Source organism: Pseudomonas putida, from assembly GCF_028682455.1.
GTDB classification, from domain to species: domain Bacteria; phylum Pseudomonadota; class Gammaproteobacteria; order Pseudomonadales; family Pseudomonadaceae; genus Aquipseudomonas; species Aquipseudomonas putida_AA.
In genome coordinates, this window is sequence record NZ_JANHLD010000004.1 from 653,275 (window position 1) to 678,788 (window position 25,514).

A 25,514-nucleotide genomic window follows, 5' to 3' on the forward strand; every position below is an offset into this window, starting at 1 on the left:
ACCGGACCCGAACGGCCGCTGCTCAACAAATTCTATAAAAGCCAGCATTCGCCCATGCGCGCAGCCACTGATGGGCAGCTCTGGGTCGCTCGCGCCGATGACATTGTCGCCGCCCTGTGCCTGAGCCCGGTGTCGGGAGGCCACTGGTTGACCGGCCTGTGGGTGGCCCTGCCCTGGCGCGGGCAACAAGTCGCCCGCCACCTGCTGGAAGCGGCGCTGCAAGGGTGCGAAGGATCGGTGTGGCTGTTCTGCCATCCGCAGCTGCGGCCCTTCTACCAGCGCCTGGGCTTCGAAACCAGTGAACAGTTGCCGGCAGCGCTGGCCGAGCGGCTGCTGCGCTACCAGCGCAGCAAGCCGTTGCTGGCGATGACTCGCCCTCAGTCGTCGCTGGCAGGGTCCAGGCCCGGGAATAGCACCTCGGTGTAGCCGAACTTGTTGAAGTCATGGATACGCGAGGGGTACAGCCGTCCGATCAAGTGATCGCACTCATGCTGCACGACCCGGGCGTGAAAGCCTTCGGCCAGGCGGTCGATCACCTGGCCCTGCGGGTCGATCCCTTCATAGCGGATGCGTCGGTAACGCGGTACTACACCGCGCAGGCCCGGCACTGAAAGGCACCCTTCCCAGCCATCTTCCACTTCGGTACCCAGCGCAGTGATGACCGGATTGAGCAGGATCGTCTGTGGCACAGGCTCGGCATCGGGATAGCGTTCGCTGCGCTCGAAGCCGAAGATCACCAGTTGCAGGTCGACCCCGATCTGTGGTGCAGCCAGGCCAACGCCGCCCACATGGCGCATGGTCTCGAACATGTCGGCAATCAATTGGTCGAGTTCGGCGCTGCCGATCAGTTGCGCAGGCACTGGCGGGGCAATGCGCAGCAAGCGCTCATCGCCCATTTTCAGAATGTCACGAATCATGGGAAGTTCGACTCAAGGGTTCGCCCTCGGGCGTGGCCGGGTGGTCGAGGGAGTGATCGCGACCCAATCCGGAAACATGCTTTTTATCATGTTCATGGACGTCTTCACCGGCCTCTTTCTCACCTGGGTTCTTGCCTTCTGCAGACATATGCTCGATCACGGCATTCATTTCCGCCCCGAGCAACAGCACAGCGGCAGAGATATAGAAGTACAACAACAGCACAATGATCGCACCGATACTGCCATACATGGCGTTGTAGTCGGCGAAGGTCTTGACGTAATAACCAAACCCCAATGACGCCAATATCCACACCACCACGGCCAGTACCGAGCCCGGGGTGATAAAACGAAACTCCTGTTTCACATCCGGCATCACGTAATAGATCAGGGCCACCGCCACCATCATCAAGATGATGATGGCCGGCCAGCGCAGCACTGTCCACAAGGTGACGATGAACTCCTGCATGCCGATCTGCGAAGCGATCCACTCCATTACCTGCGGGCCCAGCACCATCAGCGCCGCCGCCGCCAGCAACATGCCGGCAATCCCCACCGTGTAGACGATCGACAAAGGTATGCGCTTCCATACCGGGCGCCCTTCGACCACATCGTAGGCTGCGTTCATTGCGCTCATCATCAGCCGCACACCTGCCGACGCGGTCCACAGGGCGATCACGATACCCACTGACAGCAAGCCACCCTTGGATTGCTGCAACTGGTCGATCACCGGGTTGACCTGCTCCAGCGCCTGGGGCGGCAGTACCAGCTCAGATTGCAGGCGCAACCAGGAGAAAAAGTCGGGCAAGTGCAAAAAGCCGATCAGTGCGATCAGGAACAACAAGAAGGGAAACAGCGAAAACAGCATCTGGTAGGCCAGTGCCGACGCATAGGTGGACATCTCGTCATCGAGAAATTCCTTGACGGTGCGCACCAGCACGCGGTGCAAGGGCAAGCCGCGCAGGTCGGGGAAAATCATAGCGTCTCCTTTCGCCGTTCGAGGGTCATGGAAAAGGCTCCTCATCAAAGTCTGCAGTAAAGTCTAAACGACGATCGCACCCAAGTTGCGATTGATTGCTGCAGATAGCACAACGGCCACCTTCGGTGGCCGCGGCGTTGGTGCACTGACTCGGCTCAAGGCTTCTTCACAGCATCCTTGACCTTGCCCACCACTTGCTGGGCTTCACCCTTGCGCTCCTGCAACTCGCCTTCGGCGCGCAGGCGCTCATTGTCGGTGGCTTTGCCAACACCTTGTTTGACATTACCGACCGCTTCGTTGGCCAACCCTTTGACTTTATCTTTGGTGCCACTCATGGGAGTTCTCCTGAAGGGGAAAAACGGGCTGTCAGAATCGACAGTCAGTGGACCCATGGCCCTGTTTAGGAGTTTCAATTATTTGCCCGGTGGCCAAACAGCGGGCGAATACCGCCCTTATTCGCTCCACCCCGGCGCTGGGTGACAAGGGCTTCCCTTAGAATTCGCAACAGCGCGGCAGGCCTTGTGCAGCGCTGCGATAAAAACAACAGTTCATTGCGGAAGTCTTCACGATGCGTGTCATGCCTTTGTTGGCAGCCCTGCTGCTGCCCCTGTCTACCCTGCCCATTACCGCCATTGCCGCCGCACCGGCAACGGCGTCGACCACCCTGGTGGTAGATCGCTACGCCGATGACCAGCAACCTGGCAGCCTGCGCTGGGCGATCGAGCGCAATAACCAGAACCCCGGCCAGTACCGGATCGAGATCCGTCCCGTGGGCAAGCCACCCTATGTGATCAAACCGACTTCGCCATTGCCGCCGATCCAGGGGCCGGTGAGCCTTGAAGGTAGCGCATGGGCGCGTACGGGCCAATTCATCGCCATTGACGGTTCGGCCTACATCATCGGTGACGGTACCCAGGCATGCCCTGGCGCGGTGGCCGGCCAGTTCGGTACCAACGTGCGCACCACCACAGGCCCCGGCCTGGTCCTGCGCGATACCCGCGGTGTGAATATCTCGGGCCTGGAGGTTCGCAACTTCTGCATCGGCATCCTGGTCAACCGCGCCAGCAACAACGTCATTCAGGACAACCGCATCATCGCCAACAAGGGCGGTGCCGGGATCATGCTCACCGGCGACGATGGCCAGGGCAACCCGACCGCCACGACCACCAATAACAACAAGGTGCTGCGCAACCAGTTGATCGACAACGGTGATGGCCTGGAACTGACTCGAGGCGCGGCCTTCAACCTGGTGGCCGACAACCTGTTCCGCTCCACCGCGGCCAACCCGGAGCCGTCCCAGGGCATCGAGATTCTCTGGGGCAACGACAACAGCGTGGTGCGCAACCGCTTCGAAAACTACTCGGACGGTTTGCAGATCAACTGGGGCCAGCGCAATTACCTGGGCGCCAACACCTTCACGGGCAATTCCATAGGCGTGAGCGTCAGTGGCGCGGGCAATATCCTCGACGGCAACCAGATCCACGACAACCGTATCGGCGTCGCCTTGCGTCCGGAGCCCACCTCCACCAGCAACCGCCTCACTGCCAACCAGATCTGGAACAACAGCCAGGACATCCGCCGCTGCCAGGCCGGGGGCGCGTGCCGGGCCGACCAGCAAACCGGCGCCATCGTCTTCGGTGTACCGGCCATCGAACATGCCATTTATGAAGGGTCGCGCGGTATCGGTGTCGACCAGTCAGGCACCAACCGGGCGCTCATCTGCAGCGACAAGGTCAAGGCCAAGGATTGCCAGCCAATGCCCAACCACAGCCAGCCAGCCCCGCAGCTGACCGGCCAAAAGGGCAATCGGTTGAGTGGCACCGTGCGCGGCGAACCGGACAGCCTGCTGCGGGTGGAGGTATTCGCCAATCGCCAGGCCGACGGCCGCGAAGCGGAACACTACCTGGGCCAGACGATGGTTGCGACCGACGCCACGGGACAGGGCCGATTCGACTATGACCTGGAACAGGGCACGGCCTTCGGCTCGTTTACCGCCACCGTTACCCGCGCCGATGGCGCCACTTCGCCCTTGAGCCTTCCGCTCTCCAGGGCTTCGGGCCATGCCAGCCGCTGAAGCCCGGCGAGCGCCGCTTGCCAACCGGGCAAGCGGCGCACTTGGCTGCTTTATGTTTCATGCCAATCCCAGCACAATGGGCGACCTTTCAAGCGTCACCCGTAGGAACCTGCATGAAACTCGACAAACCCACCGCCATTGCCCGTCGCAACCAGGAACTGGAAAGACCGGTACTTTCCAGCGACAACACCCTGTTTGCCGTGCTCGACACCAAGCGCAGCCTGTGGTGGTTCGATGTGCCGGTGAAGCTGGTGCTGAAAAAAGACACGGCCGACTGGGTCAACCTGCTGCTGCACACGCCCGAGACTGACGAACTGCAGCACTTGAAGGTGCCGGTGAACTTCTTGAAAGCCCATCTGGAGAAAATGGAAGTGCGCCACCCCGGCAAGCGGCGCTCCACCATCAGCCTGGCGCTGAGCGCAGACCGCGACTCGTTGCTCCAGGACCTGCGTCCGGGCGGCGAAAACCTGAGCTTTGCAGGCTTTCGCCAGGCCTGATCAGGCCAGTTCGATGCGGTCGGCGTGGATGACGATACGGCCATCCTTGTACAAGGCACCGATGGCCTTCTTGAAGTTGCCCTTGCTGACCCCGAACAAATCGCTGATCACCTGTGGATCGCTCTTGTCGCTGACCGGCAGCACGCCGTTGGCGTCCTTGAGCTTGGCCAGGATCTTGTCGTGCAGGCTGTTGGCCAGGTCCTGGCCGATGGGCTGCAGGCTCAAGGCAATCTTGCCGTCGCTGCGCATCTCCTTGATGTAGCCCTTCTCCTGCTTGCCCGAACGCAGGAACTTGAACACCTCATTCTTGTGAATCAGGCCCCAGTGCTTGTTGTTGATGATCGCCTTGAAGCCCATCGGAGTTTCTTCGACCACCAGCAGGTCGACCTCCTGGCCTACCGTGTAGGTGGCCGGCACCTTGTCCAGGTAGCGGTCCAGGCGCGCAGTGGCGGTGATCCGGCGCGTACGCTTGTCAAGGTAGGCATGCACCACGCAGTACTCACCCTGGCGCATCTGGCGCTTTTCCTCGGAGTACGGCATCAGCAGGTCCTTGGGCAGGCCCCAGTCCAGGAAGATGCCGATACTGTTGATTTCCTTGACCTTGAGGCTGGCGAACTCACCGACCTGCAGCTTGGTCTTCTCGGTGGTCGCGATCAGCTTGTCTTCGCTGTCCAGGTATACGAACACGTTCAGCCAGTCTTCGACCTCGGTGGGCGTGTCCTTGGGGATGTAGCGGTTGGGCAGAAGGATTTCACCATCCGCGCCGCCATCCAGGTACAGGCCGAAGTCCGTGTGTTTCACGATTTGCAAACTGTTGTAACGCCCAACTAAAGCCATTTCCGGAAATCCTCGTTGCGAGCCCGGCATTCTACACCCGAACCGCACCCACCGCCCGGTCTCCGTTGGCTGCCCATCGGTAAAAAGGAACCGGGGTGCCACGGGCTGTTCTATAAATTCAAGCAAGCCCTCGCAAGGATTCGCTCATGTACGCCTGCCTGCCCAAGTACCTGCGCACCTTCCTGTTACTGGTCCTGCCGGCCCTCCTGGTGCTGGCCTGCAGCCGTATCGACCTGGCCTACCGCAACCTCGACGTACTGGTGCCCTGGTCGCTCAACGACTACCTGAACATGAACCGCCAGCAAAAAACCTGGCTCAACCAGCGCCTCAAGCAGCACCTTGCCTGGCATTGCCGTACGCAACTGCCGGGCTACCTGACCTGGATCGACGAAGTCCGACAAATGGTCGCCAACGACCAGGTGACCGAACAGCAACTGCAGCTGCGCACCCAGGAAGCGAAACAGGCCATCGCCAAGGTCGCCGACCAGATCACCCCCTCGGCGGCCCAATTGCTGCGGGCAATGGACGATGAGCAGGTCCACGAGATGCGCCAGGCCTTTGCCGAGGACATCAGCGAGCGTCAGGCCAAGTATGTGAAGACGCCCCTGGCCCGGCAGGTCCAGCAACGCGCCGAGCGCATGGAAAAACGCCTGACACCCTGGCTGGGCGAACTCAGCTCACAACAACGGTTGCGGATCATGACCTGGTCACAGGGCCTGGGCGAACAGAACCGCCAGTGGATCGCCAACCGGGCCAACTGGCAGGCCCACTTCAGTGCCGCGATGGATCAGCGCCACAGCGACAGCTTCGAGCCGCAGCTGGTGCGCCTGCTCAAGAACCGCGAAAGCCTGTGGACGCCGGAGTACCGCCTGGCCTACCAGCGCACCGAAACGCAGGCCCGGCGCCTGCTGGTGGACCTGATGGCCCAGAGTAGCGAGCAGCAGCGCGCGCACCTGGAGCAAAAGCTCGACCAGGTGCGCAAGGACTTCAGTGAGCTGAAGTGCATGAAGGGTTGAGTCCCACCCAGACCGGGGGCTGATCTGGCTCCTGCAAGCGTATGTTCAACATTCCCGGGCCTTGCGCCGGTACGGGAACACATCGATGACCTTGCCGCCGCGAATCGCCTCCTGCAGGCCCTTCCAGTAATCGGCGTCGTACAGCTCGCCATGCAATTGGCTGAACAGCCGGCGCTGGCCGCTGTCGGCGAACAGGAACGGTGGAAACTCCTCGGGAAATACATCGTGCGGCCCGATCGAGTACCAGGGCTCGCCGGACATTTCATCCTCCGGATAACGCGGGGGCGGGATGTAGCGGAAGTTGACCTCGGTGAGAAAGCAGATTTCATCGTAGTCGTAGAACACCACCCGGCCGTGGCGGGTAACGCCGAAGTTCTTCAACAGCATGTCGCCTGGAAAGATGTTCGCCGCCGCCAGTTGCTTGATGGCCAGGCCATAGTCTTCCAGGGCCTCGCGCACCTGGGCGTCGTTGGCGTTTTCCAGGTACAGGTTCAGTGGCGTCATGCGCCGCTCGGTCCAGCAGTGGCGCACCAGTACCGTGTCGCCATGCACCTCCACCGTCGAAGGTGCCACCTCCAGCAACTCGGCCAGGCATTCGGGCTCGAACTTGCTCAAGGGGAAGCGGAAGTCCGAGAACTCCTGGGTATCGGCCATGCGCCCGACCCGATCGACACTTTTCACCAGCCGGTATTTTTCGATCACCGTGGCCCGGTCGACGGTCTTGGACGGCGAGAAGCGGTCCTTGATGATCTTGAACACGGTATTGAAGCCCGGCAGGGTGAACACGCTCATCACCATGCCCCGTACCCCCGGGGCCATGATGAAGCGGTCGTCGGTGCTGGCCAGGTGATTGATCAGTGCCCGGTAGAACTCCGACTTGCCGTGCTTGTAGAAACCGATCGAGGTATACAACTCGGCAATGTGCTTGCCCGGCAGGATGCGCTTGAGAAAGCCGACGAAATCGGCAGGGACCGGTACATCGACCATGAAATAGGAACGGGTGAACGAGAAGATGATCGACACGTCGGCCTCATCGGTGATCAACGCGTCGATCTCGATCCCGTGGCCTTCACGGTGCAGCAGCGGAATCACCAGCGGCCATTGCTCGTCCTGGGTGAACAGGCGGCCCACCAGGTAGGCTCCCTTGTTGCGATACAGCACCGGCGAAAACAGCTCCACCGCCAGGGCCGGATCCTTGCAGACCCAGTCCGGCAGGCTCTCGCGCAGCTGCGCCTCAAGACGGGTCAGGTCGCCGTCCAGGTCACCGTAGGGCACATCGAAGCCGTAGTCGGCGAAGATCTGCACCAGTACGCTGCCCAGGCTGCCCTGGGGCCGATAGGTGCGGGTTTGTGCCGCGCGCTCGTGGCTGCGCAGCGACGGCCGGGTGGTGTGGATGAACATGCAGCCGTCGCTGATCAGGTCGTGGCTAAACAGGCTGCAGAAGATCGAGTTGTACCAGGTCTCCGACAGTTCATCATCCAGGCGCGGGTCGATCAGGCTGATGTAGGCGCTCTTGACCAGCGGCCAGAGCGATACGTCCAGCAGATCGTCTGCATCGAACGCCTCGCGCAGCCAGCCACTGACCTCGCTGACCTTTTCTTCATAGAGGTTGATCCGTGCGGCCGAAGCACTCTGGATCTGCTGCCACTGGGCCTGCTCGAAGCGAGCGCGGGCACCGATGGTGATCTGGCGAAAATGCTCACGGTAATCGTCGAAGCCGTCGAGGATCATCCGGGCGATATCGGCGGCCGGCCATTGCTGGGGCATACATCAAACCTCTGCGGGAATGTCGAAGCCTGAGCTTAGCCAGTCGCCGAGGGCAGGGAAAGCCTGGCGACACGGCGGGAATGGCCAATCTCGCCACCAGCGCAATTCAAGCGCAAGAAAGCGAGAGAGCCGCCTGCAACTTTTGGCGTAAACTCGCGCCCCGCCCCCAAGGACCCGGAGAGCCCCATGACCCCGATCGCCATCACCCGCCTGTTGATTCTTGCAGCTGTATGGGGCGCAAGTTTCCTGTTCATGCGCATCATCGCGCCCGTGCTGGGCACGCTGCCCACTGCCTTCTTTCGCGTGTCCATCGCCTGCGCCGGGCTGATGGTGATCCTCGCCCTGCTGCGCGTACGCTGGGACTTCAACGGCAAGCTCAAGGCCTGCCTGCTGCTGGGCATGATCAACTCGGGCATTCCCGCCACTCTCTACTCGGTCGCGGCGCAAGTGCTGCCAGCCGGTTACTCGGCCATCTTCAATGCCACTACACCGCTGATGGGCGTGTTGATTGGCGTCCTGTTCTTTCGCGAGCCCATGACCCTGGCCAAGCTCACCGGCATCTTCCTTGGCCTGTTCGGCGTCGGCATTCTCAGTGGCGCCGGGCCTGTAGCGTTTGACCAGCACTTGCTGCAGGGTGCGCTAGCGTGCCTGGCGGCGACCACCTGCTATGGCTTTGCCGGCTTTCTGGCCCGTCGCTGGCTCGACCAGGCCGGAGGGCTCGACAGTCGTCTGTCGGCGCTGGGCAGCATGATGGGGGCGACCTTGTTGCTGTTGCCGTTGTTCGGCTACAGCGTGCTGACCGCCCCGCCCGCGAGCTGGGGTGGTTGGGACGTGTGGTTGTCGCTGCTGGGGCTGGGCCTGGTGTGTACCGCGTTTGCATACATTCTTTATTTCCGCCTGCTCAGCGAAATCGGCCCGGTCAAGGCCAGCACCGTGACCTTCATGATTCCGGCCTTTGGCGTGCTGTGGGGCGCGTGGCTGCTGGACGAGCCGCTGTCGATGGCGCACCTGTGGGGTGGGTTGCTGATTGCCGTGGCGTTGTGGCTGGTGCTCAAGCCGGCCAGTAAGTGAAATCGCGGGGCAAGCCCGCCCCTACATAGGACATCCTGTAGGAACGGGCTTGCCCCGCGTGCGCCCTCAATCAGCCTGCAACTGGCCGCCCCTCAGCGCGGGCTTGCGAAACACGAACAGCAAGCCGATCACGATCAACGCCATTCCCAACAAGCTCAAGGCCGCCAGGCGGTTGCCGAAGATCAGGTAGTCCATCACCGCCGTCACCGCCGGTACCAGATAGAACAGACTGGTGACGTTGACCAGGTTGCCGCGGGCAATCAGCCGGTACAGCAGCAAGGTCGCCAGCAGCGAGACCACCAGCCCCATCCACAGCAAGGCGCCGATGAAACTGGCGGTCGGCTGCACATGCAGCGGCTGGAATGGGGCAAACAGTGCACACATCATCAGCCCGGCCAGGTACTGCAACGGCAGGGTACCCATCGGATTGTCGGTGATGCGCTTTTGCATGATCGAGCCGAACGTCATGCTCGCCAGTGCCAGCAGGGCATAGAGCATGCCCGCCAGGGAGATACCGCCCAGGCCGATGCCCTGGTAGACCACCATGACCAGTCCGCTCAAGCCCACGCCCAGGCCGAACAGGCGACTCCAGGAACGCTGGCGCTCCATCAGCACCACGGTGAGGATCGGTTGCACGCCCATCACCGTCGCCATGATGCCGGGTGTCACCTGGGTGTTCAGCGCCAGCAGGTAGAAGATCTGGTAGGCACCGAGCAGCACGGCACCGGTAGCCAGTGCCTGCAGCACCGCTGCCAGGCCGCGCGGCCAGCGCAGCTTGAGTAGCGGCGCCAGCAGCAACACGCCGCACAGGGCCAGGGCCGAGCGCAGCAACAAAAAGGCAAAGGGACTGGCGTGGGCAAGGCCCAGCTTGGAGACGATCGCCCCGCTACTCCAGAGCAGGACGAACAGGCTTGTGGTGGCCGCCGAGGCCACGGATTCTTTCGATAGGACAAACATGAATGCCACCTGTAATTCGGGCAGATAAGCCGAACGGTGCTGCCCGCTGCGGGCAGTCAACCGTGTTCAGTAGGGTGCAGGCGTGAAGGGACGCAGCGATTGGCCGCTTAGCCCAGCACTACCACGCCCGGCGGTGCGACAACGCACACGACCACGCTACTGACAGGTGGTGGGTAGTGACTGATCATGGCCGGCTGCTGGTTCCCACGCACGACTACAACCGCGTCGGGCGCGGTGGCGAATACGGTGGCGAGAGGGGAAGCTGGCATGAGCAGGTCTTCGGTGAGGTGAACTGTGTCTGAATATAACGGCGACTTCAGCGCGAGGCAAGCCCGCTCCTAGCGGCCATCCGTAGGAGCGGGCTTGCCCCGCGATACGTTTAGAACAACCAGCGATACAACACGTAGGCCACCACCACCGCCAGCACCGGACGCAACACCCGGTACGCCTTGGGATTGGCACGCTTGAACTGTTTCACCCGGCTGCTGATGACGTTACTGAAACGCTTGCTCCAGGCATAGGCCTGGTTGATCCCGCCCACGCGCTCGTCGTCGGTGTTCTGCGGCGCGGTAGCACGGCCGAGAAAGGCACTGACCTTGCGGTTGATGCGGGTCATCAGCGGGCTGTTGAGCGGGCGCTCGACGTCGCAGAACAGAATGACCCGGGTGGTTTCGGTTTCGTTCTTCACCCAGTGGACGTAGGTTTCATCGAACATTACGTCTTCACCGTCGCGCCAGGCATAGGGCTGGCCGTCGACGTAGATCCTGCAGTTATCGGAGTTGGGCGTCGACAGGCCCAGGTGATAGCGCAGGGAACCGGCGAAGGGATCGCGGTGCGGGTTGAGGTGGCTGCCACCGGGCAGCAGGGCGAACATCGCGCCCTTGACGTTGGGGATACTGTTGACCAGCTCGACGGTCCTGGGGCACAGCACCTCGGCCGAAGGCAGCGCTTTGTCGTACCACTTGAGGTAGAAGCGCTTCCAGCCCTTCTTGAAGAACGAGCCAAAGCCGGCGTCGTTATCTTTCTCGGCGGCGCGGATATAACCCTCGTCGAACAGGTGCATGGCCTCTTCGCGGATCACTTCCCAGTTGTCCTTGAGCACATCGAGTTCGGGAAAGCGGTTGCGATCCAGGTACGGCTTGGACGGTACGCCGGAGAACAGGTACATCAGGGCGTTGTACGGGGCGAACAGGGCCGAATGGTTGACGAACTGACGCAACATCGGTAAACGCGCCTTGCCGCGCAGGTGAACATACAACGTACTGCCGAAAAACAGCAGCAATACACCTGCCTTGGCGACAAAGGAAACAGTCATGCAACACTCCTTGGAATTTCGATCAGGCCATCGCTGCCGGATTAATCGAGCATCATAAACCGATCCAGCCCCGGTAAAAACAACCGGGGCCGGCATTCAGTGTTAAGGATTGTGCAATAAAGCACAGGGCGCACTATTGCCCAGGATCAGCGCCAGGGCGCTTTACTGCTGGTTCTCCTGGTCGGTGAACAGGTCGCTGAAGAGCATGCTCGACAAGTAGCGCTCCCCCGAGTCGGGGAGGATCACCACGAGGGTCTTGCCCTGCATCTCGGGTTTTTCCGCCAGGCGCACGGCAGCGGCCATCGCCGCACCGCTGGAGATACCACACAGAATCCCCTCTTCCTGCATCAACCGCAGGGCCATGGCCTTGGACTCTTCGTCACTGACCAGCTCGACCTGGTCGACCAGCGACAGGTCGAGGTTCTTGGGCACGAAACCGGCGCCGATACCCTGGATCTTGTGCGGGCTGGGCTTGATCTCTTCACCGGCGCGGGCCTGGGTGATGACCGGCGAGGTGATCGGCTCGACCGCCACCGACAGGATCGCCTTGCCCTGGGTCTGCTTGATGTAGCGCGATACACCGGTAATGGTACCGCCGGTACCGACGCCGGCCACCAGCACATCGACGGCGCCATCGGTGTCGTTCCAGATCTCGGGGCCGGTGGTTTTCTCGTGGATCGCCGGGTTGGCGGGGTTATCGAACTGGGCAGGCATGAAATATCTGGCCGGATCGCTGGCAACGATTTCGCCGGCCTTTTCGATTGCGCCTTTCATGCCCTTGGCCGGATCGGTCAGAACCAGGTCGGCGCCCAGCGCCTTGAGCACCTTGCGTCGCTCGATGCTCATCGAGGCCGGCATGGTCAGCTGGAGCTTGTAGCCGCGGGCGGCGGCGACGAAGGCCAGGCCGATACCGGTGTTGCCCGAGGTGGGCTCGACGATGGTCATGCCCGACTTGAGTTTGCCGCTGCTCTCGGCGTCCCAGATCATGTTCGCGCCAATCCGGCATTTGACTGAATACCCCGGGTTGCGCCCCTCGATCTTGGCCAGGATGGTCACGCCACGCGGGGCGATGCGATTGATCTGCACCAGCGGCGTATTGCCGATGGAATGCGCATTGTCAGCGAAGATACGGCTCATGGCAGGGGTCCTTATTCTGCAGCGGGCGGAAAACTTCAAGGGTAAGCCTGCCGCGTCGGTGCGTCCACATCAACGAAACCGACGCCACTGACAGGAGTCAACCCATCTATACCCATCAAGGAAGTGCTACCGATGAAACGCCGCTATCGCTGGCCCTTTTGGGGGCTGCTCGCCATTGTGCTGTTGCTGGTCAGCCTGCACCTCGCCCTGCCCTGGCTGGTGCGCGACTACCTGAACGACAAACTGGCCGACATGGGTGACTACCGCGGCCAGATCACCGACGTCGACCTGGCCTGGTGGCGCGGCGCCTACAAGATCAACGGCCTGACCATCGTCAAGACCACCGGCAAGGTTCCTGTACCGTTTCTGCAGGCGCCCCTGATCGACCTGTCGGTGAGCTGGCGCTCGCTGTGGTATGACCACGCGGTGGTCGCCGAGGTGGCGTTCCTGCGGCCCGAACTGAACTTCGTCGACGGCCCGAGCAAGCAGGCCTCCCAGACTGGCCAGGGCACTGACTGGCGCCAGCAGCTGGAAAAGCTGGTGCCCATCACCCTCGACGAAGTGCGCATCGACAACGGCACCCTGACCTTTCGCAATTTCAATTCCAAGCCGCCGGTCGACCTCAAGGCCACCCAACTGGACGCCAGCATCCGCAACCTGACCAACGTTCAGGACCACAAGGGCCGGCGCGATGCCCGCTTCGACGGCAAGGCCAGGCTGCTGGGTGACGCCAGCGTGCAAAGCAGCGCCACCTTCGACCCCTTCAGCGACTTCGACGACTTCCAGTTTCGCCTGCGCGCCACCGGCATACAGCTGCGCCAACTCAATGACTTTGCCAGTGCCTACGGCAAATTCGACTTCAATGCCGGCCACGGTGACCTGGTAATCGAGGCCGAAGCACAAAATGGCCGGCTCAATGGCTATATCAAGCCCTTACTGCGCGACGTCGATGTGTTCAACTGGCAGCAAGACGTCAAGGAGGAAGACAAAGGCTTCTTCCGCTCGATCTGGGAGGCGTTGGTGGGCGGTGGTGAAACCGTCCTGAAGAATCAGCGCAAGAACCAGTTCGCCACCCGGGTGGAATTGAGTGGCAGCGTGCATAAAAGCGATATCAGCGCCTTTGAAGCGTTTTTGCAGATCCTGCGCAACGGCTTCATCCAGGCATTCAACGCACGCTATGAGCAGCCTGCGCCCAAGTCTGACTGAGTCACCGCGTGACGCCTCATTCAGAGACTGAATGGGGCGTCTGCGTTCCCAGCTGGCCAGGGCCCGCGTTATAGTCGTGCATGACAATTTTTCCGCCTGGGGCGATGTACCCCGGCGCTACGTTAGAGGATCGGTTCATGAAGTTCGAAGGCACCCGCGCATACGTCGCCACAGACGACCTGAAACTGGCAGTCAACGCGGCGATCACCCTGGAGCGGCCGCTGCTGGTCAAGGGCGAACCGGGCACCGGCAAGACCATGCTCGCCGAACAGCTGGCCGAATCCTTTGGCGCCAAGCTGATTACCTGGCACATCAAGTCGACCACCAAGGCTCATCAAGGCTTGTACGAGTACGATGCGGTCAGCCGCCTGCGTGACTCCCAGCTGGGTGTGGACAAGGTCCACGATGTGCGCAACTACCTGAAGAAAGGCAAGCTCTGGGAAGCGTTCGAGTCCGAGGAGCGCGTCATCCTGCTGATCGACGAGATCGACAAGGCCGACATCGAGTTCCCCAACGACCTGTTGCAGGAACTGGACAAGATGGAGTTCTACGTTTACGAGACCGACGAGACAATCAAGGCCAAGCAGCGCCCGATCATCATCATCACCTCCAACAACGAAAAAGAGCTTCCCGACGCCTTCCTGCGCCGCTGCTTCTTCCACTACATCGCCTTCCCCGACCGCGACACCCTGCAGAAAATCGTCGACGTCCACTACCCCAACATCAAGAAAGACCTGGTCAGTGAAGCACTGGACGTGTTCTTCGACGTGCGCAAGGTTCCGGGCCTGAAGAAAAAGCCGTCCACCTCCGAGCTGGTCGACTGGCTCAAGCTGCTGATGGCCGACAACATCGGCGAAGCCGTACTGCGCGAGCGCGACCCCACCAAGGCCATCCCGCCGCTGGCCGGTGCCCTGGTGAAGAACGAACAGGACGTGCAACTGCTTGAGCGCCTGGCGTTCATGAGCCGTCGCGGTAACCGCTGAGCCTGGGGGCAATTGCCATGCTGCTCAATCTGTTCAATGAAATGCGTGCCGCCAAGGTGCCGGTGTCGGTGCGCGAGCTGCTCGATCTGCTCAATGCGCTCAAGCAGCGGGTCACCTTTGCCGACATGGACGAGTTCTACTACTTGTCGCGAGCGATCCTGGTCAAGGACGAACGGCACTTCGACAAGTTCGACCGGGCCTTCTCGGCCTACTTCAAGGGCCTGGAGAACCTCAATCAGCACCTTGAGGCGCTGATTCCCGAAGACTGGCTGCGCAAGGAATTCGAACGCTCACTGACCGATGAAGAACGCGCGCAGATCCAGTCCCTCGGTGGCCTGGACAAACTGATCGAAGAGTTCAAGAAGCGCCTGGAAGAACAGAAGGAACGCCACGCCGGCGGCAACAAGTGGATCGGCACCGGCGGTACCAGCCCGTTCGGCTCGGGTGGCTTCAACCCCGAAGGCATTCGCGTGGGCGATGCCGGCAAGCGCCAGGGCAAGGCGGTCAAGGTATGGGACCAGCGCGAGTACAAGAATCTCGACGACCAGGTCGAGCTGGGCACGCGCAACATCAAGCTGGCCCTGCGCCGCTTGCGCAAGTTCGCCCGCCAGGGTGCGGCCGAGGAGCTGGACATCGACGGCACCATCGACCACACCGCCCGCGATGCCGGCCTGCTCAACATCCAGATGCGACCGGAGCGGCGCAACAGCGTCAAGTTGCTGCTGCTGTTCGACATCGGTGGTTCGATGGACGCCCATGTAAAGATCTGCGAGGAATTGTTCTCGGCCTGCAAGACCGAGTTCAAGCACCTGGAGTACTACTACTTCCACAACTTCGTCTACGAGTCGGTGTGGAAAAACAACCTGCGCCGCACCTCCGAACGCACCTCGACCATGGACTTGCTGCACAAGTACGGCGCCGACTACAAAGTGGTGTTCGTGGGTGACGCGGCCATGGCGCCCTACGAAATCACCCAGGCGGGTGGCAGCGTCGAGCACTGGAACGAAGAAGCCGGTCATGTGTGGATGCAGCGCTTCATGGAGAAGTACAAGAAGCTTATCTGGATCAACCCCTACCCCAAGGAAACCTGGAGCTACACCGCCTCGACCAACATCGTCCGCGAATTGGTCGAAGACCGGATGTTCCCGCTGACCTTGCGGGGGCTGGAAGAAGGAATGCGCTTTTTGTCGAAGTAATCGCAAAGCCCACTCCCACCCATGACCTCGGTTGGAGCGGGCTTGCCCCGCGACAAGGCCCTGTCAGCCCACATACCTCAACAGAAAGTCCCGCTGCTCCCGCCAGGCCAAATCCTGCACCACCGGCACAAAGCGCACCACGCTCCCCGGCAGCATCTGCGCCAGGCGCGCCAAGGCCAGCGGGGTCAACGCCCCCAATCGCGGATAGCCGCCAATGGTCTGGCGGTCATTGAGCAACACGATCGGCTGCCCGTCCGGTGGCACCTGCACCGCACCCAGCGGAATCCCCTCGGAAATCATCGGCGCGCCCTGGTACTGCAAGGCCGGCCCCAGCAAGCGCATGCCCATGCGATCGGCACGACTGTCCAGCGTCCAGTCGCGGTTGAACGCTTCGAACAGACTCAGGCCGCTGAATTCGCCCACCTGTGCACCGAGCACCAGGTCCAGGGTGTTGCGGGTGAAGTCCGGGCGCAATGCCTGCGCAACCTCCCGCCCGGCAGTCGACTGGCCGCTGTAGGCCAGTGGCTGCCCCTTGCCCAGGGCCGAGCCCAGGCCATCCAGCCCACCCAGTTGCTCGCGCACCACGCTGGCACAACTGCCCAGCACCTGAGGCGCGTCAAAACCGCCGGGCGCTGCCAGGTAGGCGCGCGCACCTTGCAACGGTTGGTTCAGGCGCAAGCGCTGGCCCTTGCCCAGAATGAAGCTGGACCAGGGCTTGAGCGGCTCACCGTCGATGCGCGCATCCAGGTCGGCGCCAGCCAGGGCCAGGCAGCAGTCCTGCTCCGCCACCAGGCTGAAACCGCCCAAGGTGACTTCGACCACCGCGGCGTCGGCGGCATTGCCCAGCAGCCAGTTGGCCCAGCGCATCGACACCCAGTCCAGGGCCCCGCCCTGGGTCACGCCCAGGTGGCGAACGCCAAAGCGCCCGGCATCCTGCAACAGGCACAGCGGCGTGCTGGCCTCGATCGTCAAGCGGCTCATGCCTGTGCCTCCAGTGGCGTATCGTCGCCGCCCAGATTGATGAACGTGGCGCGATCCACGGCCACGAAGCGCACCCGGTCACCCGGCTGCAGCAAGCTGTAGCCATCACGCTCGCGGTCGAAGAGCCTGCTCGGAGTACGGCCGATCAGGTTCCAGCCACCGGGCGATACCGCAGGGTAGGCCGCCGTCTGGCGCTCGGCGATGCCAACGCTGCCTGCGGCAACGCGCTTGCGCGGCGTGGCCAGGCGCGGCGCGGCCAGTGCCTCTTCGACCAGGCCCATGAAGGCGAAGCCCGGGGCGAACCCCAGGGCGAACACCTGGTACTCGCGCTCGCTGTGGCGGCGCACAATGTCGGCCACCGAGGTGTGGCAACGTTCGGCCAGCAGGCTCAATTCGGGGCCGACGCTCAAGTCGTACCACACCGGGATCTCGTGCTGGCGACCGCCGCTGCCATTATCCGGCTGCAGGTTTTCCAGCGCCTCGCGAATCAGCACCCGAGCCTGCTCCGGCGACAACTGCAGCAGGTCGAAATGCACCATCACCGTGGTATACGACGGCACCAGGTCGATCAGGTACTCGCCCAATACCCTGCGCAGGCGTTGGCTGGCCGCCAACATCCACGGCATGTTGGCTTCGTCGATAGCGTCGAACAAGCGCACCATCAGGCAGTCGATGGCCACCGTTTCAATGCGGTAACTCATGAAGCCACCAGGGCATCGAGGGCCAGGCGAATCTGCTGGACCGCCGCCACCGAGCTCGCGTTGTCACCATGTACACAGAGGGTCTGGGCTTGCAGTCGCAGTTCACTGCCATCTACCGCGACCAGCGGCTCGCCACGGGCCAGGCGCAGTGCCTGGTCGACGATCTGCGCCGGGTCGTGGTGCACCGCGCCCGGCAGGCGCCGCGACACCAGGCGGCCGGCAGCATCATAGGCGCGGTCGGCAAAGGCCTCGAACCACAGGGGCACGCCGTACTCGTCGCCCAGGGCCTGGGCGGCACTATTGTCGGCGGTGGCCATGAGCATCAACGGCAACTGCCGGTCATATTCGGCCATCGCCTGGAGCACCGCGCGCAGCTTTTGCGGGTCGGCCATCATGTCGTTGTACAACGCGCCATGGGGTTTGACGTAGGCAACGTGCGTACCCTGGGTACGGCAGATGCCCTCCAGCGCGCCGATCTGATAATGCAACAGGTCGCGGATTTCGTCGGCGCTGCAGGCCATGGAGCGACGGCCGAAACCGACCAGGTCCTGGTAGGCAGGATGCGCGCCGATGCGCACGTTGCTGGCCACGGCCAGGGCCACGGTGTGGCGCATGATGCCGGGGTCGCCGGCGTGGAAGCCGCAGGCAATGTTGGCGCAATCGACAAAAGGCATGACCTGGGCATCCAGGCCCATGGTCCAGCTGCCAAAACTCTCACCCATATCGCAATTCAATAGCAGGCGGCTCACGTGTGACACTCCTTCTGGCTCGACCTTAATGGGCTTCAAGTTCTTTGCCGCGGGTTTCCGGCAGGCTCAATGCCGCCAGAATTACCACACCGTAACTCACTGCCGCAAAGCCGCCGATACCCAGCCCCAGCGGAACCTTCTGGCTGAGCATGCCGATCAGCAGCGGGAAGAACGCCGCCAGGGCGCGACCGATGTTGTAGCAGAAGCCCTGCCCCGAACCCCGAATACGGGTAGGAAACAACTCGGTCAGGAACGCCCCCATGCCGCTGAAGATACCCGAGGCGAAGAAGCCCAGCGGAAAGCCCAGCCACAGCATCACGCCATCGCTGACCTGCATCTGGGTGTAGAGCAGCACGATGATGAACGAGCCCACGGCGAACAGGATGAAGTTCTTTTTGCGTCCCAGCAGGTCGGTGAGATAGGCGCTGATCACGTAGCCCACATATGAGCCGACGATCACCATGGCCAGGTAGCCACCGGTTCCCAATACGCTCAGGCCACGTTCGTTGGTGAGGAAGGTCGGCAGCCAGGAGGTGATGGCGTAGTAACCGCCCAGGGCACCGGTGGTCAGCAACGACGCACGGAAGGTGGTGAACAGCATGCCGGGGGCGAAGATTTCATAGAAGTGCGACGGCGCCTCGGTTTTTTCCGCGGCCTTGGCCAGGCGGTAGACTTCCGGGTCCTTGACCAGGCGGCGGACGAAAATCACGAACACCGCCGGCACGATACCCAGCAGGAATAGGGCACGCCAGGCGTCTTCAGGCGGAAGCCAGGTAAACAGTACCGCGTACAGAATCGCCGTCAGGCCCCAACCAATGGCCCAGCCCGACTGCACCATGCCCACCGCCTTGCCACGGTCCTTTGCGCGGATGACTTCACCGATCAGCACTGCGCCTGCGGTCCACTCGCCGCCGAAGCCGAAGCCCATCAGGGTGCGGGCGATCAGCAACTGGTCGTAGGTTTGTGCGAAGCCGCAGAGGAAGGTGAAAAAGGCGAACCACAACACCGTCAGTTGCAGGGTGCGGACCCGGCCGATGCGGTCGGAGAGGATGCCGGCGATCCAGCCGCCCAGCGCCGAAGCGATCAGGGTGCTGGTGTGGATCAGCCCGGCCTCGGCGGTGGTGATGCCCCACAGGGCGATCAGGGTGGGGATGACGAAGCTGAGCATCTGGGTGTCCATGCCATCGAGGCCATAGCCGATCTTGCAGCTCCAGAAGGTCCGTCGCTCTTGCTTGTTGATATTGCGGTACCAGTCGAAGGGACCCGCCACTGACCTGGATTTGACCTGTTGCTGCACGCCCGATGGGTTCATGGTTGCCTCAGCTTGTTGGTATTGTTTTAAAGGCGACGATCTCTGTCGCAACCTGACTGTCATTTTTCGATGGACCTGCATCCCCGTCCAACGAGAAAAACCAGCGGTCTGGCATAAGAAAAATTGATCAGTGAGCGCACCATGAACCTCAAGTTCCTCGAAACCTTCGTCTGGGTCGCCCGGCTCAAGAGCTTTCGCCTGACCGCCGAAAAGCTCTTTACCACCCAGGCCTCGATCTCCAGCCGCATCGCGGCGCTCGAGGCAGACCTTGGGGTCAAGCTGCTACTGCGCGACTCGCGCGGGGTCAGCTTGACTCCCGAAGGCAGCAAGGTGCTCGAATACGCCGAGCAGATGCTCGACACTGCCAAGGCCCTCAAGCAATCGCTGGACAGCGACCGGGCCAAGGTCGGCAGGATCCGCCTGGGGGTGATGGACACGGTGATCCACACCTGGATGAGCCCGCTGGTGTCGGAGCTGATGGAGCGCTACCCACAGGTTGAAATCGAGTTGGTCGCCGATACCGCGCTCAATTTGCGCGAACAGCTGCAAAAGGGCTTTCTGGATGTGATCCTGCAGACCGACCTGTTGCGCCAGGAGTCGATCCGCAGCCTCGACCTTGCGCGCTACCCCATGGGGTGGATTGTCGCCAGCCACTCGATCTACAACCGCGACTACGCCTCCCTCGCCGAGCTTGCCCGCGAGCGCATCGTGACCTTCTCGAAAAATTCCCGGCCGCACCAGGAAGTGCTCAGCCTGCTACAGGCCGAAGGCGTCAACGCGCCGCGGCTGAACTGTGTGAACTCGGTGGCCGCCATTACCCGCTTGCTACGGGATGGCTTCGGTATCGGCGCCCTGCCCCCGGCATTGGTCAGCGAAGAACTGGCACGCGGCGAGCTGACCCTGTTACCACTGGCACAGCAGCCTCCAAGCCTGGAGCTGGTGGTGGCCTGGCAGACGGGAGTCGAGCTGGTGGATGAAGTGGTGGCGCTGTGTCGCAACGTGCTGGAGCGCTACGCCGCCGACGCGGGGCCCCAGCGCATCAAGCTGGTTTAGCGCCAGCTCTCCGTCACCGCCTTGCGCCGCCCGCCGAGGGCCACCCAGCCGAGCAGCAGCAACAGGCTTTCAACGCCCAGGGCCAGTAGCAAGGCGCAGCTCAGGCCCCAGGCCAGGGCTTCGGGCGCCAGGAGGATCTGGTAGTTGTAGCCCTTGAGGGTTTCCTCGCGCAGCTGGCTGTCGGCCTGCACCAGTACGTGCCAGGTTCGCTCCAGCCACGGCCCCTGGAGAATCTGCCACTCGCGCTCGAGCAGGCGATTGCGGATCAGCAGGCTTTCGATACTGTTGGCATCGCTGTTGAACACCGGGTCGTCGCTGCTGCGGTAGTGACGCACCAGGGCCTGCAGGTCACCCTTGAAAAAGCGCTTGGCGGTGTCTTCGAAGCCCTTGAGGCCTTCGCGCGACTCGAGCAGCTTCGCTTCGACCCGCTGGCTGTAGTCGTTGATCAGCCCTGGTACCTGCACCCCCACCAGCAAACCGAAGGTAAACAGCAGCAAACGCAGGTAACTTCTGAACATGGGCTATCCCTTAGCGTTGTCCTTGGGCGATGCACTCACCACGGCGCCACAGGGCCCACTGGCCGGGTTCGTAGCGCTTCCAGGTCTCGTTTTCGGTCAGCGCCTCGGTGGCGATCACAGTGACCACATCGTTGGGCGTGGTCTCGGCCTGGAAGTCGACGATCATGTCGACGTCCTTGAGCCGCGCCGGCCCGAACGGTGCGCGCCGGGTGATGTGCACAAGCTTGGTCGAACAGAAGCAGAACAGCCAGTCGCCATCGCTGAGCAGGCAGTTGAACACGCCCTTGTCGCGGTATTCGGCGCACGCATCGACCAGCACCGGCAACAGCACTTCTGCCTCCACCGGCTCCGGGAACGCCTCGCGTATGCGGTTGAGCACATCGCAAAAGGCCGCTTCACTGTCGGTGTCGCCAATGGGTCGATAGAAGGTGGCCTGACCTTTGAATTCGCCCAACTGGCCGTTGTGGGCGAAACACCAGTTGCGCCCCCACAGTTCGCGTACAAAGGGATGGGTATTGGACAGGCAGACCTTGCCGACATTGGCCTGGCGAATATGGCCGATCACCACTTCGCTCTTGATCGGATAACGCTGGACGAGGTTGGCGACCTCCGACTCGCAGCTGGCTGCCGGGTCCTGGAACAACCGCAGGCCACGGCCTTCGTAGAAACCGATACCCCAGCCGTCGCGGTGCGGCCCGGTACGCCCGCCGCGCTGCATCAGCCCGGTGAAGCTGAAGACGATATCGGTGGGTACATTGGCGCTCATGCCCAACAGTTCACACATTCTGGCTGCTCCCGGGCAATTGACTACAAGCGCGGCTCGACCCGCGAACGGTTGCCGCCCAGCGGTGCCTCGGGCGGGTTGCGATAACGGTCGCGGCCGTCGGCGGCCAGGGGGGCGCCAGCCAGGTCCTCTTCGGCATCGCGCTTGGCGGCCGCTTCAGCCTGTTCACGACGAGCCCTGGCACGTTTCTCGATCGGCCAGCGCAGCACCACGAATACACCGTACAGGGCAAAGGCGATCATGCCGTACATGGCAAGGTCGGCGGTTGCCCGCAACACGTTGTTGCCGACCTTGAACAGCAGATCGAGCGCGGCAATGGCGATGGCGGGGGCGAATTTGTCCTTGACCGGATCGATGATGGTCGGGGTCAGCAGCAGCACTGCCATCAACACCCGCAGCGGTTCGCGCAACCAGCGCCACATCCAGCGGGTCAGGCGAAAGCCCACCGCCAGGCAACCCAGGGCGGCCAGGGCATAGAGGCCCCAGGCGAGCAGATAGTCGTTCTCGGTCATGGTGTCCGTGGCAAGCTAGGCAAATAGACGCTTATGATAAACACATTTGAGCGCGCAGGCGCCCCCCAGCCAAGAGATCCCCGCATGTCCGCAGACGCCATCGTCCCCCGCGCCCCGATTGCCCGCAAGGCTGAAGGCGCCGATCCCTATGCCTGGTTGCAAGAACGCGACAATCCCGACGTCATCGCCTACCTGAACGCCGAGAACGCTTACCAGTCGGCCCAGCTCGCCGACCAGGCCGAACTGCGCGAGCAGCTGTTCGAAGAGATCAAGGGCCGCATCCTCGAGACCGACCTGTCGCTGCCCTCGCCCTGGGGCCCGTACCTCTACTACAGCCGGACCACCGCCGGTGAAGAATACCCGCGCCACTACCGCTGCCCGCGCCCGGCCGACGACACCAACACGGTCGATGAAAGCCAGGAAGAGCTGCTGCTGGACCCCAACCAGCTGGCCAACGGTGGCTTCCTCTCCCTCGGCGCCTTCAACGTCAGCCCCGACCACCAACGCCTGGCCTACAGCCTCGATACCACGGGCGACGAAATCTACACCCTGTACGTCAAGGAACTGGCCAGCGGCGCGATCGAGCAGCTGCCGTTCGAGAACTGCGACGGCAGCATGACCTGGGCCAACGACAGCCAGACCCTGTTCTTCGCCGAACTGGACGACACCCACCGGCCACACAAGCTGCTGCGCCACCGTCTGGGCAGTGCAGGTTGCCAGGCCATTTTCGAAGAGACCGACGGTCGCTTCTTCCTCCATTGCTACCGGGCCAGCTCCGAGCTCCAGCTGATCCTGCTACTCAACAGCAAGACCACCAGCGAGGCCTGGGTGCTGGACGCCGAGCAGCCTGACGGCGACTTCACCTGCCTGGCACCCCGGGTCGAAGGCCATGAGTACTTCCCGGACCACGGCCAGCTCGACGGGCAGTGGCGCTGGTTCATCCGCACCAACCAGGACGGCATCAACTTCGCCCTGTATCACGCCGCCAGCGCACAGGTACCGACTCGCGAGCAGTGGCAACTGCTGGTGCCGCACCGCGACACCATCATGCTCGAAGGCCTGAGCCTGAACGCCAGCGCCCTGAGCCTGAGCCTGCGCGAAGGTGGCCTGCCGATCATCGAAGTACATCCGCAAGGGCAGGCCCCTTACCGGGTTGAACTGCCGGATGCAGCCTATAGCCTGTACGTGCAGGACAGCCTCGAGTTCGAAAGCCCGCGCATCCGCTTGCGCTACCAGGCCCTCAATCGCCCCGCCCAGGTGCGTCAGCTGGAACTGGCCAGCGGTGCCCAGCAGGTGCTCAAGGAGACCCCGGTACTCGGCCCCTTCGACCCCGACGCCTACGTGAGCCAACGCCTGTGGGCCACCGCCAGTGACGGCACCCAGGTGCCGATCAGCCTGGTACAACGGCGCAGCGACCTGGGCAAGCCGGTCCCCCTGTACCTGTATGGCTACGGCGCCTATGGCGAAAGCCTCGATCCCTGGTTCTCCCATGCCCGCCTGAGCCTGCTGGAACGCGGCGTGGCCTTCGCCATCGCCCACGTGCGCGGCGGTGGCGAGCTGGGTGAGGCGTGGTACCGCGCGGGCAAGCAGGAGCACAAGACCAACACCTTCAACGACTTCATCGCCTGCGCCGAGCACCTGATCGCCCAGGGCGTGACCCGTGCCGACCAGCTGGCAATCAGCGGTGGCAGTGCCGGTGGCCTGTTGATCGGCGCGGTACTCAACCAGCGCCCGGAACTGTTCAAGGCGGCCATTGCCGAAGTGCCGTTCGTCGACGTACTCAACACCATGCTCGACCCCGAACTGCCACTGACCGTGACCGAGTACGACGAGTGGGGCAACCCTGAAGAGCCAGAGGTGTACGAGCGGATCAAGGCCTACGCGCCTTACGAGAACGTCAAGGCCCAGGCCTACCCGGCGTTGCTGGTAGTGGCGGGCTACAACGATAGCCGCGTGCAGTACTGGGAAGCGGCCAAATGGGTGGCGAAGCTGCGGGTCACCAAGACCGACAGCAACCTGCTGCTGCTCAAGACCGAGATGGATGCCGGGCATGGCGGCATGAGCGGGCGTTACCAGGGGCTGCGTGATGTAGCGCTGGAGTACGGGTTCGTATTCAAGGTGTTGGGTGTGAATGTGTGACGGCATCGCGGGGCGAGCCCGCTCCTACTCGGGTTTTGGCTTGTCCTGCTGTGGGCTCAACCCCGGTAATGGCTGATCCCTGGGCGGTGAAGGCACCGGAATCGACGGCAACAACGGCGAGCCGGGCGTCGCATCACCGGCCCGGGGGGGTGTACTGGGCGTAATCTGCGGATAAGGCGTAGGCGTCGCCGTCCCCGGCGCTCCCGGTACCGGCGCAATGGGCCGCGGCTGCAGATCGGCGGCAACAACCGATTGCAGGCAAGCAAGAATCAGGGCGGCGATGGTCAAGTAGCGCATACGCAGACTCCTAGGTTACGACCTGACAGCCTACTCCCAAGCGTAGCCTGTCCGAAACGCCCGCCATCGGGCTAAACTTCAAGCCATAACCGTAACAAGCCCGAGAAAAGGTAATCCCATGAGTTCGGCATCCACTGCCTCCGCCACCGCACGGCTCGACCGCATCCTCGCCGACGCCAAGCGCGACAAAGAGATGGGCTATCGCGACAAGGCCCTGAAAATGTACCCGCACGTCTGTGGCCGCTGCGCCCGGGAGTTCTCCGGCAAGCGCCTGAGCGAACTGACCGTGCATCACCGCGACCACAACCACGATAACAACCCCCAGGACGGTTCGAACTGGGAGTTGCTGTGCCTGTACTGCCACGACAACGAACACTCCCGCTACACCGACCAGCAATACTTCAGCGAAGGCTCCACCAGCAGCCCGAGCATCGCCAAGGCGACCCACAACCCGTTCGCGGGGCTGGCGGGCCTGCTGAAAAAAGATTGAGCACAAACCCGCGCCCCACCCACGCCGGC

General features: G+C 62.5%; 28 protein-coding genes. 11 read left to right on the top strand and 17 right to left on the bottom strand.

The genetic code is table 11. The annotated features are described in order from the left end of the window. Positions 1 to 54 precede the first annotated feature (54 nt). Positions 55 to 426, top strand: coding sequence for a GNAT family N-acetyltransferase (locus NPS58_RS26230; RefSeq protein ID WP_274118137.1), 372 nt, complete (start codon positions 55 to 57; stop codon positions 424 to 426). Here NPS58_RS26230 and def read toward each other — a convergent pair. From def to NPS58_RS26245, 3 genes are all read right to left on the bottom strand, one after another. Next, positions 378 to 917 carry a peptide deformylase gene (gene def / locus NPS58_RS26235; RefSeq protein ID WP_274118138.1) on the bottom strand — a complete coding sequence of 180 codons (540 nt, stop codon included), beginning with the start codon at positions 915 to 917 and terminating at the stop codon, positions 378 to 380. The two genes, NPS58_RS26230 and def, sit on opposite strands and share 49 nt — an antisense overlap. Then, complete coding sequence (locus NPS58_RS26240; RefSeq protein ID WP_274118139.1) at positions 907 to 1,893, bottom strand: YihY/virulence factor BrkB family protein; 987 nt, start codon at positions 1,891 to 1,893, stop codon at positions 907 to 909. Before NPS58_RS26240 ends, def begins: the two co-directional genes overlap by 11 nt. Before the next feature lie 155 nt (positions 1,894 to 2,048). Next, positions 2,049 to 2,228, bottom strand: coding sequence for a CsbD family protein (locus NPS58_RS26245; RefSeq protein WP_274118140.1), 180 nt, complete (start codon positions 2,226 to 2,228; stop codon positions 2,049 to 2,051). Between the two features lie 233 nt (positions 2,229 to 2,461). On the opposite strand from NPS58_RS26245, the gene NPS58_RS26250 reads away from it, so the two are divergent. Together NPS58_RS26250 and NPS58_RS26255 are read left to right on the top strand one after the other, a co-directional pair. Continuing rightward, positions 2,462 to 3,967: a right-handed parallel beta-helix repeat-containing protein gene (locus NPS58_RS26250; RefSeq protein ID WP_337994271.1), complete on the top strand. Its 1,506-nt coding sequence runs from the start codon at positions 2,462 to 2,464 to the stop codon at positions 3,965 to 3,967. 113 nt (positions 3,968 to 4,080) lie between these two features. Further along, on the top strand, positions 4,081 to 4,464 hold the full coding sequence (locus NPS58_RS26255) for a hypothetical protein (protein ID WP_274118142.1): 384 nt from the start codon (positions 4,081 to 4,083) through the stop codon (positions 4,462 to 4,464). Here the strand turns inward: NPS58_RS26255 and NPS58_RS26260 are convergent, their stop codons facing one another. Beyond that, on the bottom strand, positions 4,465 to 5,301 hold the full coding sequence (locus tag NPS58_RS26260; protein ID WP_274118143.1) for a CvfB family protein: 837 nt from the start codon (positions 5,299 to 5,301) through the stop codon (positions 4,465 to 4,467). Between the two features lie 146 nt (positions 5,302 to 5,447). On the opposite strand from NPS58_RS26260, the gene NPS58_RS26265 reads away from it, so the two are divergent. After that, complete coding sequence (locus NPS58_RS26265) at positions 5,448 to 6,317, top strand: DUF6279 family lipoprotein (RefSeq protein WP_274118144.1); 870 nt, start codon at positions 5,448 to 5,450, stop codon at positions 6,315 to 6,317. A 45-nt stretch (positions 6,318 to 6,362) separates the two neighbouring features. On the opposite strand, the gene aceK is transcribed toward NPS58_RS26265, so the two are convergent. Next, on the bottom strand, positions 6,363 to 8,084 hold the full coding sequence (gene aceK / locus NPS58_RS26270) for a bifunctional isocitrate dehydrogenase kinase/phosphatase (protein WP_274118145.1): 1,722 nt from the start codon (positions 8,082 to 8,084) through the stop codon (positions 6,363 to 6,365). Positions 8,085 to 8,270: 186 nt separating this feature from the next. Here aceK and NPS58_RS26275 point away from each other — a divergent pair, with 186 nt between their 5' ends. Beyond that, the gene (locus NPS58_RS26275; protein WP_274118146.1) at positions 8,271 to 9,155 is read left to right on the top strand and encodes a DMT family transporter; all 885 of its coding nucleotides are present in this window, start codon (positions 8,271 to 8,273) and stop codon (positions 9,153 to 9,155) included. A gap of 66 nt (positions 9,156 to 9,221) precedes the next feature. Here NPS58_RS26275 and NPS58_RS26280 read toward each other — a convergent pair whose 3' ends face one another. From NPS58_RS26280 to cysK, 4 genes are all read right to left on the bottom strand, one after another. After that, positions 9,222 to 10,112 (bottom strand): DMT family transporter, encoded by an 891-nt coding sequence (locus tag NPS58_RS26280; RefSeq protein WP_274118147.1) that lies wholly within the window; start codon positions 10,110 to 10,112, stop codon positions 9,222 to 9,224. A 107-nt stretch (positions 10,113 to 10,219) separates the two neighbouring features. Then, a complete protein-coding gene (locus NPS58_RS26285) occupies positions 10,220 to 10,381 on the bottom strand; it encodes a hypothetical protein (RefSeq protein WP_274118148.1) in 162 nt (53 codons plus the stop codon). A 110-nt stretch (positions 10,382 to 10,491) separates the two neighbouring features. After that, entirely contained in the window at positions 10,492 to 11,427 is a 936-nt protein-coding gene (locus tag NPS58_RS26290) for an aspartyl/asparaginyl beta-hydroxylase domain-containing protein (RefSeq protein WP_274118149.1), read from the bottom strand. Positions 11,428 to 11,589: 162 nt separating this feature from the next. Then, complete coding sequence (gene cysK, locus NPS58_RS26295; RefSeq protein ID WP_274118150.1) at positions 11,590 to 12,564, bottom strand: cysteine synthase A; 975 nt, start codon at positions 12,562 to 12,564, stop codon at positions 11,590 to 11,592. A gap of 132 nt (positions 12,565 to 12,696) precedes the next feature. Here cysK and NPS58_RS26300 point away from each other — a divergent pair, with 132 nt between their 5' ends. The 3 genes from NPS58_RS26300 (at position 12,697) to NPS58_RS26310 (ending at position 15,949) form a co-directional block, all read left to right on the top strand. Further along, positions 12,697 to 13,770, top strand: a complete 1,074-nt coding sequence (locus NPS58_RS26300) for a DUF748 domain-containing protein (RefSeq protein WP_274118151.1) — start codon at positions 12,697 to 12,699, stop codon at positions 13,768 to 13,770. 137 nt (positions 13,771 to 13,907) lie between these two features. After that, positions 13,908 to 14,753 carry an AAA family ATPase gene (locus tag NPS58_RS26305; protein WP_028943141.1) on the top strand — a complete coding sequence of 282 codons (846 nt, stop codon included), beginning with the start codon at positions 13,908 to 13,910 and terminating at the stop codon, positions 14,751 to 14,753. A gap of 17 nt (positions 14,754 to 14,770) precedes the next feature. Further along, positions 14,771 to 15,949 (top strand): vWA domain-containing protein, encoded by a 1,179-nt coding sequence (locus NPS58_RS26310; protein WP_274118152.1) that lies wholly within the window; start codon positions 14,771 to 14,773, stop codon positions 15,947 to 15,949. 63 nt (positions 15,950 to 16,012) lie between these two features. Here NPS58_RS26310 and NPS58_RS26315 read toward each other — a convergent pair whose 3' ends face one another. From NPS58_RS26315 to NPS58_RS26330, 4 genes are read right to left on the bottom strand one after another with little or no spacing between them, the layout of a single operon-like run. Then, positions 16,013 to 16,930, bottom strand: a complete 918-nt coding sequence (locus tag NPS58_RS26315; RefSeq protein WP_274118153.1) for a biotin-dependent carboxyltransferase family protein — start codon at positions 16,928 to 16,930, stop codon at positions 16,013 to 16,015. Then, complete coding sequence (gene pxpB / locus NPS58_RS26320; RefSeq protein ID WP_274118154.1) at positions 16,927 to 17,631, bottom strand: 5-oxoprolinase subunit PxpB; 705 nt, start codon at positions 17,629 to 17,631, stop codon at positions 16,927 to 16,929. The genes NPS58_RS26315 and pxpB overlap by 4 nt, the downstream gene beginning before the upstream one ends. After that, entirely contained in the window at positions 17,628 to 18,380 is a 753-nt protein-coding gene (locus NPS58_RS26325) for a 5-oxoprolinase subunit PxpA (RefSeq protein ID WP_274118156.1), read from the bottom strand. Before NPS58_RS26325 ends, pxpB begins: the two co-directional genes overlap by 4 nt. A gap of 25 nt (positions 18,381 to 18,405) precedes the next feature. Further along, positions 18,406 to 19,692 (bottom strand): MFS transporter, encoded by a 1,287-nt coding sequence (locus tag NPS58_RS26330; RefSeq protein WP_274118157.1) that lies wholly within the window; start codon positions 19,690 to 19,692, stop codon positions 18,406 to 18,408. A gap of 141 nt (positions 19,693 to 19,833) precedes the next feature. Between NPS58_RS26330 and NPS58_RS26335 the strand changes: the two genes are divergently transcribed. Then, the gene (locus NPS58_RS26335) at positions 19,834 to 20,745 is read left to right on the top strand and encodes a LysR family transcriptional regulator (RefSeq protein ID WP_274118158.1); all 912 of its coding nucleotides are present in this window, start codon (positions 19,834 to 19,836) and stop codon (positions 20,743 to 20,745) included. On the opposite strand, the gene NPS58_RS26340 is transcribed toward NPS58_RS26335, so the two are convergent. From NPS58_RS26340 to NPS58_RS26350, 3 genes are read right to left on the bottom strand one after another with little or no spacing between them, the layout of a single operon-like run. After that, the gene (locus NPS58_RS26340; RefSeq protein ID WP_274118159.1) at positions 20,742 to 21,263 is read right to left on the bottom strand and encodes a DUF2937 family protein; all 522 of its coding nucleotides are present in this window, start codon (positions 21,261 to 21,263) and stop codon (positions 20,742 to 20,744) included. The two genes, NPS58_RS26335 and NPS58_RS26340, sit on opposite strands and share 4 nt — an antisense overlap. Before the next feature lie 10 nt (positions 21,264 to 21,273). Continuing rightward, positions 21,274 to 22,047 (bottom strand): class II glutamine amidotransferase, encoded by a 774-nt coding sequence (locus NPS58_RS26345; RefSeq protein WP_274118160.1) that lies wholly within the window; start codon positions 22,045 to 22,047, stop codon positions 21,274 to 21,276. Positions 22,048 to 22,070: 23 nt separating this feature from the next. Then, positions 22,071 to 22,559 carry an MFS transporter gene (locus NPS58_RS26350; RefSeq protein ID WP_274118161.1) on the bottom strand — a complete coding sequence of 163 codons (489 nt, stop codon included), beginning with the start codon at positions 22,557 to 22,559 and terminating at the stop codon, positions 22,071 to 22,073. Positions 22,560 to 22,643: 84 nt separating this feature from the next. Here NPS58_RS26350 and NPS58_RS26355 point away from each other — a divergent pair, with 84 nt between their 5' ends. Beyond that, on the top strand, positions 22,644 to 24,698 hold the full coding sequence (locus NPS58_RS26355; RefSeq protein ID WP_274118162.1) for a S9 family peptidase: 2,055 nt from the start codon (positions 22,644 to 22,646) through the stop codon (positions 24,696 to 24,698). A 24-nt stretch (positions 24,699 to 24,722) separates the two neighbouring features. Here the strand turns inward: NPS58_RS26355 and NPS58_RS26360 are convergent, their stop codons facing one another. Next, positions 24,723 to 24,995, bottom strand: a complete 273-nt coding sequence (locus NPS58_RS26360; RefSeq protein ID WP_274118163.1) for a hypothetical protein — start codon at positions 24,993 to 24,995, stop codon at positions 24,723 to 24,725. Between the two features lie 118 nt (positions 24,996 to 25,113). Between NPS58_RS26360 and NPS58_RS26365 the strand changes: the two genes are divergently transcribed. Next, complete coding sequence (locus tag NPS58_RS26365) at positions 25,114 to 25,485, top strand: YajD family HNH nuclease (protein WP_028943130.1); 372 nt, start codon at positions 25,114 to 25,116, stop codon at positions 25,483 to 25,485. Positions 25,486 to 25,514 lie beyond the last annotated feature (29 nt).

What these genes read in the sequence shown, in the direction of transcription:
- NPS58_RS26280 (WP_274118147.1), bottom strand. Translation starts at nt 10,112, where the DNA reads ATGTTTGTCCTATCGAAAGAATCCGTGGCCTCGGCGGCCACCACAAGC.
- NPS58_RS26245 (WP_274118140.1), bottom strand. Translation starts at nt 2,228, where the DNA reads ATGAGTGGCACCAAAGATAAAGTCAAAGGGTTGGCCAACGAAGCGGTC.
- NPS58_RS26300 (WP_274118151.1), top strand. Translation starts at nt 12,697, where the DNA reads ATGAAACGCCGCTATCGCTGGCCCTTTTGGGGGCTGCTCGCCATTGTG.
- NPS58_RS26335 (WP_274118158.1), top strand. Translation starts at nt 19,834, where the DNA reads ATGAACCTCAAGTTCCTCGAAACCTTCGTCTGGGTCGCCCGGCTCAAG.
- NPS58_RS26360 (WP_274118163.1), bottom strand. Translation starts at nt 24,995, where the DNA reads ATGCGCTACTTGACCATCGCCGCCCTGATTCTTGCTTGCCTGCAATCG.
- pxpB (WP_274118154.1), bottom strand. Translation starts at nt 17,631, where the DNA reads ATGAGTTACCGCATTGAAACGGTGGCCATCGACTGCCTGATGGTGCGC.
- NPS58_RS26250 (WP_337994271.1), top strand. Translation starts at nt 2,462, where the DNA reads ATGCGTGTCATGCCTTTGTTGGCAGCCCTGCTGCTGCCCCTGTCTACC.
- NPS58_RS26290 (WP_274118149.1), bottom strand. Translation starts at nt 11,427, where the DNA reads ATGACTGTTTCCTTTGTCGCCAAGGCAGGTGTATTGCTGCTGTTTTTC.
- NPS58_RS26355 (WP_274118162.1), top strand. Translation starts at nt 22,644, where the DNA reads ATGTCCGCAGACGCCATCGTCCCCCGCGCCCCGATTGCCCGCAAGGCT.
- NPS58_RS26310 (WP_274118152.1), top strand. Translation starts at nt 14,771, where the DNA reads ATGCTGCTCAATCTGTTCAATGAAATGCGTGCCGCCAAGGTGCCGGTG.
- NPS58_RS26275 (WP_274118146.1), top strand. Translation starts at nt 8,271, where the DNA reads ATGACCCCGATCGCCATCACCCGCCTGTTGATTCTTGCAGCTGTATGG.
- NPS58_RS26265 (WP_274118144.1), top strand. Translation starts at nt 5,448, where the DNA reads ATGTACGCCTGCCTGCCCAAGTACCTGCGCACCTTCCTGTTACTGGTC.
- NPS58_RS26345 (WP_274118160.1), bottom strand. Translation starts at nt 22,047, where the DNA reads ATGTGTGAACTGTTGGGCATGAGCGCCAATGTACCCACCGATATCGTC.
- def (WP_274118138.1), bottom strand. Translation starts at nt 917, where the DNA reads ATGATTCGTGACATTCTGAAAATGGGCGATGAGCGCTTGCTGCGCATT.
- NPS58_RS26365 (WP_028943130.1), top strand. Translation starts at nt 25,114, where the DNA reads ATGAGTTCGGCATCCACTGCCTCCGCCACCGCACGGCTCGACCGCATC.
- NPS58_RS26330 (WP_274118157.1), bottom strand. Translation starts at nt 19,692, where the DNA reads ATGAACCCATCGGGCGTGCAGCAACAGGTCAAATCCAGGTCAGTGGCG.
- NPS58_RS26305 (WP_028943141.1), top strand. Translation starts at nt 13,908, where the DNA reads ATGAAGTTCGAAGGCACCCGCGCATACGTCGCCACAGACGACCTGAAA.
- NPS58_RS26260 (WP_274118143.1), bottom strand. Translation starts at nt 5,301, where the DNA reads ATGGCTTTAGTTGGGCGTTACAACAGTTTGCAAATCGTGAAACACACG.
- NPS58_RS26285 (WP_274118148.1), bottom strand. Translation starts at nt 10,381, where the DNA reads ATGCCAGCTTCCCCTCTCGCCACCGTATTCGCCACCGCGCCCGACGCG.
- NPS58_RS26315 (WP_274118153.1), bottom strand. Translation starts at nt 16,930, where the DNA reads ATGAGCCGCTTGACGATCGAGGCCAGCACGCCGCTGTGCCTGTTGCAG.
- NPS58_RS26230 (WP_274118137.1), top strand. Translation starts at nt 55, where the DNA reads ATGCGCGCAGCCACTGATGGGCAGCTCTGGGTCGCTCGCGCCGATGAC.
- cysK (WP_274118150.1), bottom strand. Translation starts at nt 12,564, where the DNA reads ATGAGCCGTATCTTCGCTGACAATGCGCATTCCATCGGCAATACGCCG.
- NPS58_RS26350 (WP_274118161.1), bottom strand. Translation starts at nt 22,559, where the DNA reads ATGACCGAGAACGACTATCTGCTCGCCTGGGGCCTCTATGCCCTGGCC.
- aceK (WP_274118145.1), bottom strand. Translation starts at nt 8,084, where the DNA reads ATGCCCCAGCAATGGCCGGCCGCCGATATCGCCCGGATGATCCTCGAC.
- NPS58_RS26340 (WP_274118159.1), bottom strand. Translation starts at nt 21,263, where the DNA reads ATGTTCAGAAGTTACCTGCGTTTGCTGCTGTTTACCTTCGGTTTGCTG.
- NPS58_RS26255 (WP_274118142.1), top strand. Translation starts at nt 4,081, where the DNA reads ATGAAACTCGACAAACCCACCGCCATTGCCCGTCGCAACCAGGAACTG.
- NPS58_RS26240 (WP_274118139.1), bottom strand. Translation starts at nt 1,893, where the DNA reads ATGATTTTCCCCGACCTGCGCGGCTTGCCCTTGCACCGCGTGCTGGTG.